The 15,739-nt window shown below is 68.8% G+C and carries 14 protein-coding genes; all 14 read right to left on the bottom strand.

Annotation, left to right across the window (positions count from 1 at the left end):
- The 14 genes from HCA44_RS10980 to HCA44_RS11045 all read right to left on the bottom strand — a co-directional run bounded on the left by HCA44_RS10980 (nucleotide 1) and on the right by HCA44_RS11045 (nucleotide 15,737).
- Nucleotides 1-1,305 carry an Hsp70 family protein gene (locus HCA44_RS10980; protein WP_346764671.1) on the bottom strand — a complete coding sequence of 435 codons (1,305 nt, stop codon included), beginning with the start codon at nucleotides 1,303-1,305 and terminating at the stop codon, nucleotides 1-3.
- Nucleotides 1,306-1,416: 111 nt separating this feature from the next.
- Nucleotides 1,417-3,060 carry an acyl-CoA synthetase gene (locus tag HCA44_RS10985; protein ID WP_169648581.1) on the bottom strand — a complete coding sequence of 548 codons (1,644 nt, stop codon included), beginning with the start codon at nucleotides 3,058-3,060 and terminating at the stop codon, nucleotides 1,417-1,419.
- A 149-nt stretch (nucleotides 3,061-3,209) separates the two neighbouring features.
- Nucleotides 3,210-4,589 carry an MlaD family protein gene (locus HCA44_RS10990; protein WP_169648582.1) on the bottom strand — a complete coding sequence of 460 codons (1,380 nt, stop codon included), beginning with the start codon at nucleotides 4,587-4,589 and terminating at the stop codon, nucleotides 3,210-3,212.
- A complete protein-coding gene (locus HCA44_RS10995) occupies nucleotides 4,586-5,785 on the bottom strand; it encodes an MCE family protein (RefSeq protein WP_169648583.1) in 1,200 nt (399 codons plus the stop codon). Before HCA44_RS10995 ends, HCA44_RS10990 begins: the two co-directional genes overlap by 4 nt.
- Nucleotides 5,782-7,062: an MCE family protein gene (locus HCA44_RS11000; RefSeq protein WP_169648584.1), complete on the bottom strand. Its 1,281-nt coding sequence runs from the start codon at nucleotides 7,060-7,062 to the stop codon at nucleotides 5,782-5,784. The genes HCA44_RS10995 and HCA44_RS11000 overlap by 4 nt, the downstream gene beginning before the upstream one ends.
- Nucleotides 7,059-8,093: an MCE family protein gene (locus HCA44_RS11005; RefSeq protein ID WP_169648585.1), complete on the bottom strand. Its 1,035-nt coding sequence runs from the start codon at nucleotides 8,091-8,093 to the stop codon at nucleotides 7,059-7,061. The genes HCA44_RS11000 and HCA44_RS11005 overlap by 4 nt, the downstream gene beginning before the upstream one ends.
- Complete coding sequence (locus HCA44_RS11010; protein ID WP_346764672.1) at nucleotides 8,093-9,118, bottom strand: MlaD family protein; 1,026 nt, start codon at nucleotides 9,116-9,118, stop codon at nucleotides 8,093-8,095. The genes HCA44_RS11005 and HCA44_RS11010 overlap by 1 nt, the downstream gene beginning before the upstream one ends.
- On the bottom strand, nucleotides 9,115-10,284 hold the full coding sequence (locus tag HCA44_RS11015; protein WP_169648586.1) for an MCE family protein: 1,170 nt from the start codon (nucleotides 10,282-10,284) through the stop codon (nucleotides 9,115-9,117). The genes HCA44_RS11010 and HCA44_RS11015 overlap by 4 nt, the downstream gene beginning before the upstream one ends.
- 5 nt (nucleotides 10,285-10,289) lie before the next feature.
- Nucleotides 10,290-11,132: an ABC transporter permease gene (locus HCA44_RS11020; protein ID WP_346764678.1), complete on the bottom strand. Its 843-nt coding sequence runs from the start codon at nucleotides 11,130-11,132 to the stop codon at nucleotides 10,290-10,292.
- A 10-nt stretch (nucleotides 11,133-11,142) separates the two neighbouring features.
- Entirely contained in the window at nucleotides 11,143-11,913 is a 771-nt protein-coding gene (locus HCA44_RS11025; RefSeq protein WP_169648587.1) for an ABC transporter permease, read from the bottom strand.
- 134 nt (nucleotides 11,914-12,047) lie between these two features.
- Complete coding sequence (locus HCA44_RS11030) at nucleotides 12,048-13,319, bottom strand: cytochrome P450 (RefSeq protein ID WP_169648588.1); 1,272 nt, start codon at nucleotides 13,317-13,319, stop codon at nucleotides 12,048-12,050.
- Nucleotides 13,320-13,379: 60 nt separating this feature from the next.
- A complete protein-coding gene (locus HCA44_RS11035; protein ID WP_169648589.1) occupies nucleotides 13,380-13,637 on the bottom strand; it encodes a ferredoxin in 258 nt (85 codons plus the stop codon).
- Nucleotides 13,638-13,684: 47 nt separating this feature from the next.
- The gene (locus tag HCA44_RS11040; RefSeq protein WP_169648590.1) at nucleotides 13,685-14,518 is read right to left on the bottom strand and encodes an SDR family oxidoreductase; all 834 of its coding nucleotides are present in this window, start codon (nucleotides 14,516-14,518) and stop codon (nucleotides 13,685-13,687) included.
- 1 nt (nucleotide 14,519) lies between these two features.
- On the bottom strand, nucleotides 14,520-15,737 hold the full coding sequence (locus tag HCA44_RS11045) for a cytochrome P450 (protein ID WP_169648646.1): 1,218 nt from the start codon (nucleotides 15,735-15,737) through the stop codon (nucleotides 14,520-14,522).
- Nucleotides 15,738-15,739: the final 2 nt, after the last annotated feature.

The raw sequence follows: 15,739 nt of genomic DNA on the forward strand, positions 1-15,739 counted from the left end.
TCACCGCGCAGGCGGCCACTGCAGTTGCGGCAGTTCGATCGTCGGCAACTGGATCTGCGGCAACCCGGGGATGAGCGGGGCAGGCGACGGCGCCGGTTCGGGTTCCTGCGTCTCCTGCACGGCAGGCGGCACGTACTGCGGTTCGGGGGCGGTCGTGGAGGGGACCGTGGTGACAGGCGGCAGTTCGGTTGCCACCGGAGCCTGCGAGCGCGGGGCGTCGACGGGCGTGGCCGTGTCGCCGCTCGTGCCACCGAGTTCGCGACCGAAGCCGAGGCCGATACCCACCGCTCCGAGCACCCCGAGGACACCGCACGCGAGGGTGATCGCCCGGGGGGTGGGCCGGTTGCGGGCACGTCCGGCGCGCGAGCCACCCAGCGGCACCGCGTCGGACGGGACGAACGACGTGGGCTCGGTGGGCGGTGCGAGAGCTGGACCCGCCGACCACGACAACAGCGCTGCACCTTCCGCTGCAACGGTTTCCGGGACGGACGGCGCGACGACGGGCAACGTGAGCCACGCACCGAGGACGTCGCGCACCAGCGGAATCCTCGCGCCGCCGCCGACGAGCGCGACGAGATCGGGGCGCACCGCGGACTGCGCGACGACGTCACGCGCGATGCGCGCCGACGACTCGACCATGGTGCGGGCCAAGGCGTCGAACTCGCCGCGCGACAGCAGCACGAGCCCGCCGTCGCCGGGCACACACACCGCACCGGTGCTCGACAGGCGCTCCTTCGCTTCGCGGCACGTCGCGTCCAGACGCGCCGATGCCGCGGCGTCGGCAGGTGGGTCGACACGGCCGCGCGCGAGCTGGTTGGCCCGCACCACCGCGTCGAGCGCGTCACCGCTGACCGCCTCGGTGCGCACGGACGCGAGCACGGTGCGGCTCGCACGGTCGATCACCCACACGCTGAGCCCGGTGCGTCCTAGGTCGTACACGAGCGGTGTCGTGGCGGCACCGAGGATGCCGGACGCGTCGAGCGCCGCGAGCACCGCGTCGGCCTCCGGGATCAGCGTGTAGTGCTCGAGATGCTGCGTGGCCATCGCCGCACGGACCGCGTCTGCCTGCGCGTCGTTGCGTATCGCGATGCCGGTGGGTGCAGCCGCGGGCCCGTGGGTCGCGAGCACGACGCCGACGGCTTCGGCTGCGAGCGCGGCCGCATGCGGTTCGCCCGCCCCGGAGTCGGCCCCGACGGATTCGCCGTGCTCGACGACCTGGGAGGTGAAGGCGCCGGGGTCGGCATCGGACGACTGGGCGAGCCGCACCGACATCGTCCCCACCGACACACCCAGAACCGAGCTCACGGCCGCCTTCGTTCCTCGGGCGGCAGCACCCCGACGGCCGCCGCTTCGTCCGTGGGAGTGTAGCGAAGCGGCGAAGCCAGGGCTCCGGTCACACTTCCGCGGACCCCGCAGTCACACTTCCGCGGACCCCGCGAGACGGCCGCGCACCGCGGCGTCCGCCGGCCGTGACCGCGTCGTTTCCTGCGCCCAGCGGTAGTCGGGCTTGCCGCTCGGCGAGCGCACGATGCGATCGACGATCCAGAACACGCGCGGCACCTTGTACCCCGCGATCAGCCCGCGTGCCGTCGCGACGACGTCGTCGAAATCGGGGACCGCACCCGGCCGCGCCTGCACGACCGCGGCGACCGCCTGGCCGTACCGTTCGTCGGGAACGCCGACCACGATCGCGTCGAACACGTCCGCATGTGCTTTGAGGGCGCCCTCGACCTCCTCGGGGAAGACTTTTTCTCCGCCCGTGTTGATCGAGACCGACCCGCGGCCGAGCATGACGACCGTGCCGTCGGCCGCGACCGTCGCGAAATCGCCCGGAATCGAGTAGCGGATGCCGTCGTATTCGACGAACGTCGCCGCGGTCTTGTCGGGGTCCTTGTAGTAGCCGAGCGGGATGTGTCCGCGCCGCGCGATCTTGCCGACGACGCCCGAGCCGGCTTCGACGATGTGCCCCTCGTCGTCGAGGACGACATTCGCGGAGTCGACCGTGACGCGAGGGCCGCCGTCGTCGGCCGAGCCGCGGGCCACGATGCCGACTCCGCTGAATCCCGTTTCGGAGGACCCGATCGAGTCGGTGAGCACGGTGTTCGGCAGGGCGTCGAGGAACTGCTCCTTGACGCTCGGCGAGAACAGCGCCGCACTGCTGGCGAGCGCGACGAGCGTGGACGTGTCGAAGCTGCCCGTGCGCAACTCTTCGATCATCGGGCGGGCCATGGCGTCGCCGACGATGACCACGACGTGCACTCCGTGGTCCTCGATGATCCGCCACGTGGTCTTCGCGTCGAACTCCGCGCTGAGGACGATGCGCCCGCCCGTGAACAGGCTCTGGAAGGTGCCCCACTGTGCCGCGCCGTGGATCATCGGCGGGATGGGATACCTGGTGAGGGCGGGGTTCTCGGTGCCGGTGCGGGCGAGGTGGTACTCGTCCGGCACGGGCTCGCCGGTCATGAAGTCGATGCCGCCGCCGAGCACGCGCCACACATCCTCGTGCCGCCACACGACGCCCTTCGGCATGCCCGTCGTGCCACCCGTGTAGATCATGTAGTGGTCGTCGGCGCTGCGTTCGCCGAAGTCACGCTCGGGCGAACCGGCCGCGAGCGCGCTGTCGTACGCCACGAGACCGGCGGGAAGTGCGCTGCCGTCGGCGCCGATCTCGATCGCGGTGTCCAGCAACGGACATGCGGCCATGGCCGCGAGCACGCGGTCGCGATAGCGCCCTTCGTACACGACGGCTACCGCGTCGGAGTTGTCGAACAGGTACTGCAATTCGGCGTCGACGTAACGGAAGTTGACGTTGACGACGACGGCGCGTGCCTTGTAGATCGCCAGCATCGCTTCGACGCACTCGATGTTGTTGCGCGTGTACACCGCCACCTTGTCGCCGGGGCGGACACCGCTGTCGACGAGGAAGTGCGCGAGCCGGTTGGCGCGCTCCTCGAGTTCGCCGTAGGTGATGCTGCGGCCGGAGTCGGCCGAGACGAGTGCCGTGCGGTCGGGCACCAGATCGATCGCGTGCTCGACGAGGTCCGCGAGGTTGTATGCCATGCCTAGAAAATAGAACGTGTTCCACAGGTTTTCAAGCGATTTCGGATGAATTTTACTGTGCACCAGCCATTTTGGCGACAGACGTGCACACCACCGCTTCCGGCGCACCTCGCGCCGGAAGCGGTGTCCGCGTAGGCAGAGTCAGCCGATCACTCCCCCGGTGCCATCAGGTTCTGCAACGTGGGTGCCGCGTCCGCGGCGGGCGACGTGCGGTACACGGTGCCGTCGGCGCCCGCGTACTCGCCCGTGCCCGCGTCGTAGGTCGCGACGGGTACACCCTCGTAGCTCGACGAGCCCGGCTCCGCACCGGGATTCGGGTTCCCGAAGGGAGGGTTGGTGCCGATCGGCTGGAATCCCTCGGGGTCCCGGCACAACTCGGGAGTGGGCGCGCGTTTGCCGGGAAACTCCATGCACGGATAGTTGCGGACGCCACGCACGAGTTCCTTGGAGTCCTGCGGAATCTTGCAGTACAGATCGTCGGGCGTATCCGGCACCGACAGATCAGCGGGCGAACGGCGTTGCGATGCCGGCAGATAGCCGGTCGTGCATGCCGGTGGGGCGTTGGCCTGCAGATAGAAGTCGACGTTCGCCGCGCCCACGTCGCGCGCGCCGTTCATGACGGTGAGCTGCGCGGCCTGCAGCGGCGGCAACAGCACGAGCAGTTGCTGCAGGCCCGGATTGTAGGTCTCGAGCAGCCCGGTGGTGCTCACGAGCTGGCTCAGCAGGATCGGAAGCGTGGGCTGGACGTCGCGGAACAGCCCGCTCACCGTGGCAGCGGTGGGCGGTGCGGTCTCGAGCACGTGGCGAATCGTGGCGTCGCTGTCGTTCAGCCGGCGGGTGACGGTGACCAGACTCGACGTCCACGAGCGGATCTCGTCGGCGGTCGCTCGTTGCGTGTCGAGCAGCGGGGCTGCTTCGTCCAGCAGCTGCTGGGTTTCCGGGAGCTTCTCTTCGGCAGCGCGCACGAATGTATGTGCGCTGTCGAGCAGTACGCGGAAGTCGTCCTCGCCACCTGCGAATGCACGGAAGGCCTCGTCGAGCAGCGTGCGGATCTGCCCTTCGGGGAGTCCCGCGAGCATCGCATTCGCTTCGTCGAGCAACGGCCCGATCGGAACCGGCTGGTTCCGCGCGTCGACATGCACGACGTCGCCGTCCCGCAATGCCGGCCCGGCGGCCCCGTGATCGTCCGGCACGAAGTCGACGTACTGCTCGCCGACCGCGGACATGCTGCGCACGTACACCGTGGCGTCCGCGGGAATCTGCGCCCCGCTGTCGATGCGCAGACGTGCGCGGACCCGCGACGGGTCGAGCTCGACGGATTCGACCCGGCCCACCGTCTTGCCCCGGTAGGTGACATTCGCGTTCTGGTACAGGCCGGCCGCGACATCCATCTCGGCCGTGACGCGCACGACACCGATACCGAGCATCGCGGGCACGTGCAGCACCGTGACGGCGGTGGTCACGATGCCGACGACCGCGAGAATCGCGAACGCCGTGAGCTGCATCCGGACGAAACGAGTGAGGTTCACGGGGTGCCTCCCGGAAGCGGTGGCAGACCCGGTAATTCCGGAAGAGCGGGTACCTGCGGCAGCAGCGAGCTCAGCGGCCCGAGCAGTGGATCGGTCGCGGCCGAGGTGGGCCCCGCCGGCATCCCGACGATGGCCTCGGGGCCCGCCGCCGACGGCCCGAGTGCGGTGCCCGCCGCGAGTCCCGACCGCAAGCGGTCGACCGTGAGGTCGATCGTGAGGAACAGGTTGGTGAAGTCGCCCTTGACCCCCTTTTCGATCGCGATCTGCGGGAACGGGAATGTCGCGAGCGAATCGACGCTGCCGATGACGTCCTGACCCGAGTCGGCGAGATACTTCAGGGTGGTGGACAGGTTCTCGAGATCCCGGATGAGGTCCTGCTTCGACTGCGTCGAGAGCCGTTCGGCGGCCGCACCCAGCCGCGACGCCGACTCGAGGGCCCCGGTCAGGTCGCGACGTTCGGACGCGAGGATCTCGAGCGCAGGGCCGAGCCGGTCGAGCGCGTCGGCGAGCGTGCCGCGCTGGGCCGCGAAATTGCCGCTGATCGTGTCGAGCCGGTCGAGGATGTCGACGAGATCGCCGCGCTGGTCGTCGAGGGACGTCGTGAGGGTGTCGGCCTCGGTGAGCAGCGACCGCGTGGAGTCGGTGTCCTCGAGTGCGGTGCCCAGTTCGCCGGTGACGGTGTGCAACTGGTCGATTCCGCCGCCGTTGAGCACCACCGACAGGGCCGACAACGTCTGCTCGGTGGTAGGATACACGCCTGCACGTTCGATCGGGATGACGTCGCCCTCCTCGAGGGTGCCCGTGGGCGCCTCGTCCGTGGGCGGCGCGAGCGCGACGTGCTGCGAGCCGAGCAGGCTGGTCTGGCCGATCGTCGCGTGGCTGTTGGCCGGCAACCGCACGTCGCCGTTCAAGCGCACCGTGACGCGCGCATTCCAGCCGTCGGGCCTGATGTGCGCGATGCTGCCGACGGTGACGTCGTCGACCATGACCGGAGAGTTCTCCGTGATGGTCGAGACGTCGGGCATCACGATGTCGACCGAGTACGAGCCGGCTCCGCGCCCCTCCGTGCCCGGCAGCGAGAGTGAGTTGAGCCCGGTGCGTCCACAGCCTGCGACGAGCAGAACGGCGAGAACGGCGGGTACCACGAATCGCGCAGCGCGGGACGGTGTCGAGGTGTTCGCGCCGCGGCCCCTCATCGTCCGCCCCCCAACAGTTCCGCGAGCCCACCCGGCACGGTGACCGGCGTACTCTCCGGCAGGTCCATCGCACCCGCATCCTGCATCGAGCCGCCCGGCGCGAGTGCGGGATCGGAATACACGAGGTCGTCCGGGGTCGCGCGGACACCGGTGAACGCGCCCGACGAGATCGGTGGATAGTTCATCGCGAGGTTGCCGAGAATGGGCCCGAGATACTGTGCACACAGATCTGCGCCCTGCTCCGCCGTCGCGTTCGCGAGACCCGCGATCGCGCCGCAGATGAAATTCACCGGATTGCCCGTGTTCTGGGTTGCCGCGACGCCCGCGAACGTGCCCTGCAACGGCGAGTAGATGTTGTAGTAGTTGTCGAGGGCCGTGGGCGCGATGTGCATGACGCGCTCGAGCGTCGACCGGTGCTCGACCAGCACGCTGGTGGCGTCTGCCAGCCTGCCGACCTGTTCGGTGAGCGCGCCACGGTTGTCGCCGACGAAACTCTCGACGTCACCGAGCGCGATGTCCAGATCGGCGAGCGAGCGCCCCAGAGTGTCCGACGAATCGGCCAGCGTGCCACTCACTTCGGAGAGCCGCCGCTGGAAGTTCTCGATCTGCTGCGTACTCGACGACAACGCCGCAGTGAACGTCTGCAGGTTCTCGACGGACGCGAAGATGTCCGGGCTGCTCTCCGACAGCAGTTTCATCGTGCGCGACAACTCGGTGATCGTCGTGTGGAAGCGTTCGCCCTCGCCGCTGAGTGCCCCCGACGCCGAATCGACGAACCGGCTCAGCGAGCCCTGACTGTCGGCACCGTCCGGACCGAGCGCGGTGGTGAGCCGTTCGAGCTCGGCGGTGATCTTGTCCCACTCGATCGGCACCGCCGTGCGCTCGCGCGGGAAATGGCCGTCGCCGCGCATCACCGGGCCTTCGCCGCGGTATGCCGGCGCGAGTTGCACGTAGCGCGACGCGACGAGGCTCGTCGCGACGACCGCGGCCTTCGCGTCGGCAGGGACCGACACCGACCGGTCGAGCTCGAGAGTGACCTCGGAGCCGTCGACGCCCGGTTCTATCGACCGCACCGTGCCGACCTTGACGCCCGCGATCCGGACGTCGTCGCCCTCGTACACGCCGATGGTGGAGGGGAAGTCGGCCGTGAGGGTGTAGAAACGCAGTGCGGGGACCACATATCGCCACACTCCCGCAATCGCGACGATCAGCACCACCGCGGCGATCGCGAGGACGACGGTGCGGCGGGTGCTGCGACCCGCGTGCTCGGTGGTCATCGCACCTCCGGAATGGGTAGCGGCGCAGGGGGGAGCCCGAAGCCTGCGTTGAGCAACGGTTGCAGATACTGCGCGGGGACGAGATTGGCGACGAAGGCGTAGTAGAACGGCCCCGACGCGACGACGTCGGCGAGCTCGCCCGCGTACACGGACAACCCGTCGATCGACGACCCGAGCTGAGTCTTCTTGTCCTGCAGAGTCGCCACCACTCGATTGAGCTTGTCGAGCACCGGCCCGAGCACTGCCTGATTCTCGCCGACGAGCCCGGTGAGCTCGCGCGACACCGATCCGACGCCCGCGATGAGCCCGGCGATCTGCTCGCGGCGCGCGGACAGTTCGGTGAGCAACTGGTCGCCGCCGACGAACAGCGCGTCCACCTGATCCGCGCGTTCGGCGAGCAGCCCGGTGACTTCCTGCGCATTCGCGAACACCTGCCGCAACTGCTCGTCGCGGGTCGACAGCGACTGCGACAGGCGGGTGAGCCCGTCGAGTGCGCCGGTGAGCTGCGGGTCGACCTGCCGCAGGACGTCGGACACGGCATCGAGCGAATCACCGACCGTTTCGGTGTCGAGTTGATCGATGGTGTCCGCGGTGCCCTCGAGCGCGTCGACGAGCGAGAACGGCGAGTTGGTGCGGTCGAGCGGGATGACGTCGTCGGGGCCGAGCCGGCCGGAGCCGTCGGACGTGAGGACGAGGGCACGCTTGCCGAGCAGCGAGTTCGTCTTGATCTCGGCACGGGTGGTGTCGCCGAGGGGGACGTCCGGCGTGACGGCGAATTCGACGTCGGCATCGCCGGTGTCGCTGAGTGAGATCTTCTCCACGGTGCCGACGGGGACACCCGCGACGACGACATCGTCGCCCGCCGCGAGGCCACCCGCCTCGCCGAACAGCGCACGATAGGTGAGATCGGCGTTGACGAACTGGAGGCGGTCGAACTGCAGGCCCGTGAGCACCATCGCCGCGCACAGCACGATGCCGATCAGGCCGATGCGGAATCGCGAACGCCGTTCGCGGTCTTCGTGGTCGGTCATCAGGCGGCACACCTCCCTTCGGTCTGGCCGATGAGCCGGGTCGTGATCGGTTCGCCGTCGAGGCCGGTGAACTTGATCGACAGCTCGCACAGGTAGAACTGGAAGAAGCTGCCGTACACGCCGGTGCGTACGAGCTTGCGGTAGCTCTCCGGCAGCCGGTCGAGCAGCGACTCGAGCGCGGGCCTTCCGATGTCGAGTTGCTCGGCGGCACGGTCGAGTTCGGTGAGCGCGGGGGTGAGGGCAGGCCGCGCGTCGGTGAGCAGGTCGGTGACCGAGGCCGTGGCGCTGTCGAGGGTGCCGATCGAGCGGCCGAGAGATTCGCGGTCGGCCGCGAGGCCACTCACGAGGGACTCGAGTTGCACGACGGTCTCCGAGAACTGGTCGCCCTTCGCGGCGACGGTGCCGAGCACCGTGCGCAGGTTGTCGACGACCTCGCCGATCACGCGGTCTCGGTCGGCGAGAGTGGACGTGAGCGAGCCGGTACTCGCGAGCGCCGATTCGACCGTGCCGCCCTGGCCTTGCAGGATGCGCAGCAGCGACAGCGACAGCGCGTTGACCTGGCCCGGGTCGAGACCTCGGAACAGCGGCTTGAACCCCCCGATCAGCTTGTCCAGGTCGAGTGCGGGTGCGGTGCGCTCGCGCGGGATCGTGCTGCCCGCGGGCAGCGGCGTGGCGCTGCCCGGGCCGTCGAGGAGCTGCAGGTATCGGTCGCCGGTGAGGTTCTGGTAGCGGACCGTGGCCTTCGTGCTCTCGAGGACGGGTGTGCCGCGGTCGACGCTGAACTCGACGATCGCGCGCGACGAGTCGCGCACCTCGACCGACGACACGGTGCCCACCGCGACGCCCGCGACACGCACCGTCGACCCCGTCGTGATGCCCGACGCGTCGGTGAACTCGGCACGGTACCGGTCGGTCGGCGCGAAATCGCACTGGGCGAGCACCGTGCCGAGCGCGGCGGTGACGAGCAGCATGACGACCGCGTAGATCCCGAGTTTGACCGCGACGCCGCGAAATCCGGCCCTCACCGCGTTCCCCCTTCGAACGGGACGCCGTACAGGACGTCGAACACATTGCCGAAGTTGATCTGCGGTTGCTGCAGGATCGGATTGTGTGGATTGGCGCCCGTGTCCGCGACGACGAAGGGCGCGTGCGCATTCGGGTCGGGCTGGGGCAGCCCCAGGCAGTACGGACCGCCCTTGGCGGCGACCTTGGGCAGGTTGTTCTCGACTGTATACGTGGGCACCCCCGGCAACAGGCCCGCCTGCAGCCGGATACCCGGCTGACCACCGTAGACCGGCAAGCCGACCTGGGAGCCGTGCACGTAACCACCGAACATGCAGGGGAACTCGGGCGCGTAATAGGAGAGGATGTCGGTGGTCGGGACGAGTTGCGCGAGCATCGTGGTGAGTGCGGGATTGTTCTCTTCCAGCACGGCGCCCCCCGAGTCGCCCAGGCCCGTGAGCTCGAGCAGCGTGAGGTCGAGATTGGCTTGTTCGGCGACGACGGTGTCGGCACTCACGGTTGCCTGGCGGAGGATGTCGAGCAGACCGGGCGAGGCATCGGCGTACACCGCGGCGACATCCGCGCCGGCGTCGATGTCGTGGCGCAGCGACTGCCCGTGCGCGTTGATGCCCGCGAGATAGGTGTTCGACAGGTCGAGCACCTCGCCCAGTTCCTCGCCGCGCCCGCGCAGGCCCGCCGCGAGCGAACCGAGGGTCGCGTTGAGCTTCTCGGGTTCGACGCTGCGCAGCACCGACGACAGGTTCTCGAACACGGTGTTGATCTCGACGGTGACCGCGTCGGCCTCGAACGTGGCGCCCGAGACGAGGGATCCGACCGGTGCGGTGTCGGGCGGCACGAAGTTGACGTACTTGGCGCCGAACGCAGTGGTGGAGTTGATCAGGACGGTGGAATTGGCAGGCACGTCGCGCGCACCCGCGGCATCGATGTCGAGGTGCAGCACGGCGCCGTCGGTCGCGTACTCGACGCGGGCCACGCGGCCGACCACGACGCCGCGGGACTTGACCTTCGCGTCGACGTCGAGGTTGAGACCCGCCCGTTCGGTGCGGACGGTGACCGGGACCGTGGCGGTGAAGCGGTCTGTGTAGAGCATCGCGGCGACGACGAACACCCCGGCGATCAGGACGACGAGGCCGAGGGCTGCGAGGCGTTGGGCGTGGAGTCGAGTCACGGCCGCTATCCCGACAGGTTGAAGTTGCCGGACCGTCCGTAGACGGCGAGGGAGATGAGCAGGGTGACCGTCACGACCGCGACGAGCGACGTGCGCACGGCGCTGCCGACGGCGCGTCCGACGCCTGCGGGCCCGCCCGCGGCGTTGTAGCCGTAGTAGGTGTGGATGAGCATGACCGTCACCGCCATGACGACTGCCTGGAAGAACGACCACATCACGTCGGACGCGATGAGGAAGGTCGAGAAGTAGTGGTCGTAGGTTCCACCGGACTGCCCGTACAGCACGACCGTCGCGAAGCGACTTGCGAAGAACGACGCGAGCAGCGCGAGCGCGTACAGCGGGATGATCGCCAGCAGGCCCGCGAGCAGGCGGGTGCTCACGAGATACGGGACCGGCCGGATCGCCATCGACTCGAGCGCGTCGATCTCGTCCGACACCCGCATCGCGCCGAGCTGTGCGGTGGCACCCGCCCCGATCGTGGCAGACAGTCCGATGCCCGCGATGACGGGAGCCGCGATCCTGACGTTGATGAAGGCCGCGAAGAAGCCCGTGAGCGCCTCGATCCCGACATTGCCGAGCGAGCTGTACCCCTGTACCGCGATCGTGCCGCCCGTGAAGAGCGTGAGGAAGCCGACGATGACGACCGAGCCGCCGATGAGCGCGAGCGCGCCCGTGCCCATGCTGATTTCGGCGACGAGGCGCAGCGTTTCCTTGCGGTAGCGGCGCACGGCGAGCGGAATGGTCGCAAGCGCCATGATGTCGAACAGTGCCTGGGCGCCGATCTGATCGACCTGGCCGACGACGCGACGCTGGAACCGGTGGAGACGAGCGAATCGATGTGTGTAGATGGCCAACCCGTCACCCCCCGGTGAGTTTGATGCCTACTGCCGTGATGACGATGTTGACCACGAAGAGCGCCATGAACGCGTACACGACGGTCTCGTTGACCGCCTCCCCCACCGCTTTCGCACCGCCGCGGACCGTGAGTCCGCGGTAGCACGCGACGAGGCCGGCGATGACACCGAACGCACCTGCCTTGACGATCGCGATGACGAACTCGCCCGACCCGGTGAGCAATGTGATGCCGTCGGCGAACGCGCCCGGGTTGACTCCCTGCAGGAAAACCGAGAACACGTAGCCGCCCGCGATGCCGATGGTGCACACGAGCCCGTTGAGCAGGATCGCGACGACCATCGACGCGAGCACACGTGGCACCGCGAGCCGCTCGATCGGGTCGATGCCCAGCACCCGCATCGCGTCGATCTCCTCGCGAATGGTGCGCGACCCGAGATCGGCGCAGATCGCCGTGGCCCCGGCACCCGCGACGATGAGGACCGTGACGATGGGACCGACCTGCGTGACCGCACCCAGCGCGGCACCCGCGCCCGACAGGTCCGCGGCACCGATCTCGCGCAGCAGGATGTTGAGCGTGAAACTGACGAGGACCGTGAACGGCACGGCGACGAGTACCGCGGGAAGCGTGGAGACACGTGCGACGAACCAGGCCTGCTCGACGAACTCGCGGGCCTGGAACGGGCGCGTGAACATGCATCGCAGGGTGTCCCAAGACATTTCGAAGAAACCGCCGGTGCTCGTGACAGGGGCGGCGAGAGCAGCTTTCAGTCGCATGACCGTTCCGATCGAGGACGGGTGCCGGACGCTCGTGATGTGATCGGCGTCATAGTATCCAGCGCTGCATCCACAGTCAACGACCGAGACGGCAGTTTCGTTGCAAAATACGGAAATTCGGTGTGATCGACAGATCAGAGCGACGCCCGCCCGTGCGCGACGGGACACCCGCCGCCGTACGAGACCTCCATGCTCTTGACGCCGTTGAGCCAGCCGGACCGCAACCGCACCGGATCGCCGAGCCGGGCGATGTCGGGTGCGTGCTCGGCGATCGCGTCGAAAATGATGCCGATCTCCATGCGCGCGAGATTGGCACCGATGCAGTAGTGCGCGCCGGTGCCGCCGAAGCTCAAGTGCGGATTGGGATCCCGGGTGATGTCGAAGGTATCGGGATCGTCGAAGACGTCTTCGTCGAAGTTGGCGGAGCCGTACAGCAGCACGACACGGTCGCCCGCGCGGATGTGCTGCCCACCGAGTTCGGTGTCCTCGACGGCCGTGCGCTGCAGAGCCGTGAGCGGCGTGGCCCACCGGATGATCTCGTCGACGGCCGAACGTGGGCGGGTGCGGCGGAACAGCTCCCACTGCTCGGGATGTTCCATGAACGCCAGGATGCCGTGCGTGGTCGCGTTGCGGGTGGTCTCGTTGCCCGCGACCGCGAGCATCACGACGAAGAACCCGAACTGTTCGGACGTGAGGGCATCGCCGTCGATCTCGGCTTCGATGAGCCGCGTGATGATGTCGTCCTGTGGTTCCGCACGGCGCGATTCGGCGGCGTTCCACGCGTACGCGAGTACTTCCGCCGACGCCATGCGCGTCTCGGCCGCGAGTTCGGGATCGTCGTAGCCCGTCATGCGCCCGGTCCACTCGTAGAGCTTGCGCCGATCGGCCTCCGGAATGCCGATCAGTTCCGCGATCGCGTGCATCGGCAGCTCGCTCGCGACCTGCGTGACGAAGTCGCCCGAGCCCGCGGCGACGGCGTCGGCCACGATGCGGTGCGCGCGCTCGGTGAGCGTCGCGCGCAAGCCCTCGATGGCACGCGGGGTGAACAGTGGGGACACGAGCCGGCGCAACTGGGAATGCTCCGGTGCGTCCTTGTTGATCAGGACGAACAGTGTCGCCTCGAACTCTTCGCGGCTGATGTCGTCCTCGAGGCGCGGGATCGCGCCGCGCGCGTGGTTGGAGAAGATGTCGCTGCGCCGCGACACCTCGCGCACGTCGTCGTGCCGCGAGACGACCCAGAAGCCGTCGTCGTCGAACCCGCCGACCCCCCGGGGCTGCGGGTTCCACCACACCGGCGACGTGCGGCGCAGCTCGCGGTACTGCTCGAACGGCACGCCTCGCTCGATGACGGCGGGGTCGGTGAAGTCGAAGCCGGGTGGCAACACCGGTTCGATCGCATTCGCCATGTCGTTCCTCCTCGGTCGAGACAAGATCGGTGGTGGTGGACCTGCCGCATCGGTTGCGCCTCAGTTGCGCGGCGACCCGTCCCGGGATTCGGCACGTCGCAGCGACAGCGCCTGCGTGGGACAGGCGCGCACCGCGGCCATCACGTCGTCGTGCAGCTCCGGCCCGGGAGCGGTGTCGAGGATCTCGACCGTCCCCCGCTTGGGGACGCTGAACACGTCGGGCGCCTCGAGCTCGCACATCGCGTGGCCCTGGCACAGGTCGGCATCCACCTCCACGTGTTCTGCACTTCGAGAGCTGTCGTGTGAGTTGTCGGCCATGACGTTCCTTCCCGCACCTGCTTCGGTCGGTACGAACTCCGTTCGGGTCAGGACACTTCCGCTGCCACGGCAGCCTCCCGGGACTGCTCGACGCTGTCTTCTGCCGGTTCCTTCAGCGGCGCTTCGGGTTCGACCTCGATCGAGACGATGTGCGCGCCGCGCTCCTGGCCGACGACCGTCGCGACCGCGTCGGCGAGGTGTGCGGCGCGCAGGAAGAACGGGTGGCGCGCGAAGCCCCAGGCCATCCACGCCTCGAGCAGTGGGCCGGTGGCCTCGGCGGACCAGGTGCTGCCCATCGCGGTCTGGGTCGGCCCGGGGTGGACGACGGAGGCGCGAACACCGGTTCCTTCCAGCTCCATTCGCATCGTCTCGACCATCGCGATGACGCCCGCCTTGGCCGCGCCGTACGCGCCGAGGTGTGGTCGCGGCACGAGCGCGACATCGGACCCGATGAACACGGCGTCGCCACGTCGGCGCGAGGTCATGCCGGGCAGCACCGCGGCCGCCATGCGGTGCGCACCGACGAGATGGACGTCGACCTGTGCCGCGAATGCGCCCGGCGCGAGAGTGTGCAGCTCGCCGGGATCGATGTCGCCCGCAGCGTTGACCATGATCTCGGTGGGCCCGTGCGCGGCCTCGGCGGCGGCGACGAACGCGGCCACCGACTCGTCGGAGGTGACGTCGAGATCAAGGGCGACTGCGTCGTGCCCGTCCGCCCGCAGCTGCTCGACGAGTTCGGCGCACTTGTCGCGCCTGCGGGCGCCGAGCGCGACGGGATGGCCGAGCTGCGCAAGTTTGATCGCGGTGGCCGCACCGATGCCGGACGACGCGCCCGCGACGAGGGCGGGACGCCGCTGTGGGTGAGGTTCGAAGCGCGGCATGTCATTTCCTCCTGATCTCGACCGGCAGTTCGGCGAACCCCCGGACGTTGCTCGAATGGACCCGCACGGCGTTCTCCTCGTCGACCTCGATCGACCCGGCGCGCGCGAGCAGCTCGCGCAAGGCGACATCGGCTTCGAGCCGCGCCAGATGGGCACCGAGGCAGAAATGGCTGCCCGCACCGAAACTCGCAAGCGACCGACCCATGTCGCGATGGATGTCGAAGGTGTCCGGCGAGTCGAACACGCGGGGGTCGCGGTTGGCGGAACCGAGCAACAACAGCACGATGTCTCCCTCCGGAATCGTGCCGTCGTGCAACTCGATGTCGGTGGTCGCGGTGCGTGCGACGAGCTGGCTCGACGTGTCGTAGCGCAGCGTCTCCTCGGCCCACGCGGGCACGAGATCGTGGTCCGCGGCGACCTGCCGCATCTGATCGGGGAAACGCCAGCCCCAGTACACCGCGTTGGCGAGAAGCTTGGTGGTGGTCTCGTTACCGGCGATGACCATCAGGAACAGGAACGCGACGATCTCCTCCTCCGCGAGCGCGTCGCCGTCGATCTCGGCGTCGAGCAGCGCGCTCGTGAGATCGTCGGTGCGCTGCCTGCGCCGCTGCGCGATCATGTCGGTGTAGTAGACGATGAGTTCCATCGACGCCTCGGCGGCCGATTGCGGCACGTCGAGCAGGTTCTCCTCGCGATGCATCACGGCGTCGGCGAGACCGCGGATGCGATCGCGGTCCTCCTCGGGCACGCCCATGAGCTCGGAGATGACGTCCATCGGCAGCTTGCCCGCGAACTCGGCGACGAAGTCGAAGCGGCCGTGTTCGAGCGCCGCATCGAGGTGCGCGACCGCGAGCTCGCGGATGCGGCCCTCCATCTCCTTGATCCGGCGGGGCGTGAACCCGCGCGACACCAGATTGCGCACACGCAGGTGCCGAGGATCGTCCATCGCGAGGAACGACATGACACGGTAGGCGTGCGGACCGCGCGCGGCCGGGTCGAGAGACACACCGTTCGCGTTCGACAGGCGCTTCGCGTCCCGCACCGCGGCGAACACGTCCGCGTGCCGCGACAACGCCCAGAACCCGAGATCGGTGTTGTGGTAGAGCGGATGCTCGTCGCGCAGCGTGCGGTAGATGGGATAGGGGTCCTCGTGGAACGCGTAGTCGTACGGATCGAAGAGGAAGCTTCGACCCTCGGTGCGTTCGGCGACGTGCGACATGT

The sequence above is a fragment of the Rhodococcus sp. HNM0569 genome (genome assembly GCF_012726205.1).
GTDB lineage: Bacteria > Actinomycetota > Actinomycetes > Mycobacteriales > Mycobacteriaceae > Rhodococcus_F.

Coding starts and splice junctions, on each gene's coding strand:
- HCA44_RS10995 (WP_169648583.1), bottom strand. CDS start 5,785: ATGAGGGGCCGCGGCGCGAACACCTCGACACCGTCCCGCGCTGCGCGA.
- HCA44_RS10985 (WP_169648581.1), bottom strand. CDS start 3,060: ATGGCATACAACCTCGCGGACCTCGTCGAGCACGCGATCGATCTGGTG.
- HCA44_RS11025 (WP_169648587.1), bottom strand. CDS start 11,913: ATGCGACTGAAAGCTGCTCTCGCCGCCCCTGTCACGAGCACCGGCGGT.
- HCA44_RS11030 (WP_169648588.1), bottom strand. CDS start 13,319: ATGGCGAATGCGATCGAACCGGTGTTGCCACCCGGCTTCGACTTCACC.
- HCA44_RS11045 (WP_169648646.1), bottom strand. CDS start 15,737: ATGTCGCACGTCGCCGAACGCACCGAGGGTCGAAGCTTCCTCTTCGAT.
- HCA44_RS11000 (WP_169648584.1), bottom strand. CDS start 7,062: ATGACCACCGAGCACGCGGGTCGCAGCACCCGCCGCACCGTCGTCCTC.
- HCA44_RS11040 (WP_169648590.1), bottom strand. CDS start 14,518: ATGCCGCGCTTCGAACCTCACCCACAGCGGCGTCCCGCCCTCGTCGCG.
- HCA44_RS11035 (WP_169648589.1), bottom strand. CDS start 13,637: ATGGCCGACAACTCACACGACAGCTCTCGAAGTGCAGAACACGTGGAG.
- HCA44_RS11005 (WP_169648585.1), bottom strand. CDS start 8,093: ATGACCGACCACGAAGACCGCGAACGGCGTTCGCGATTCCGCATCGGC.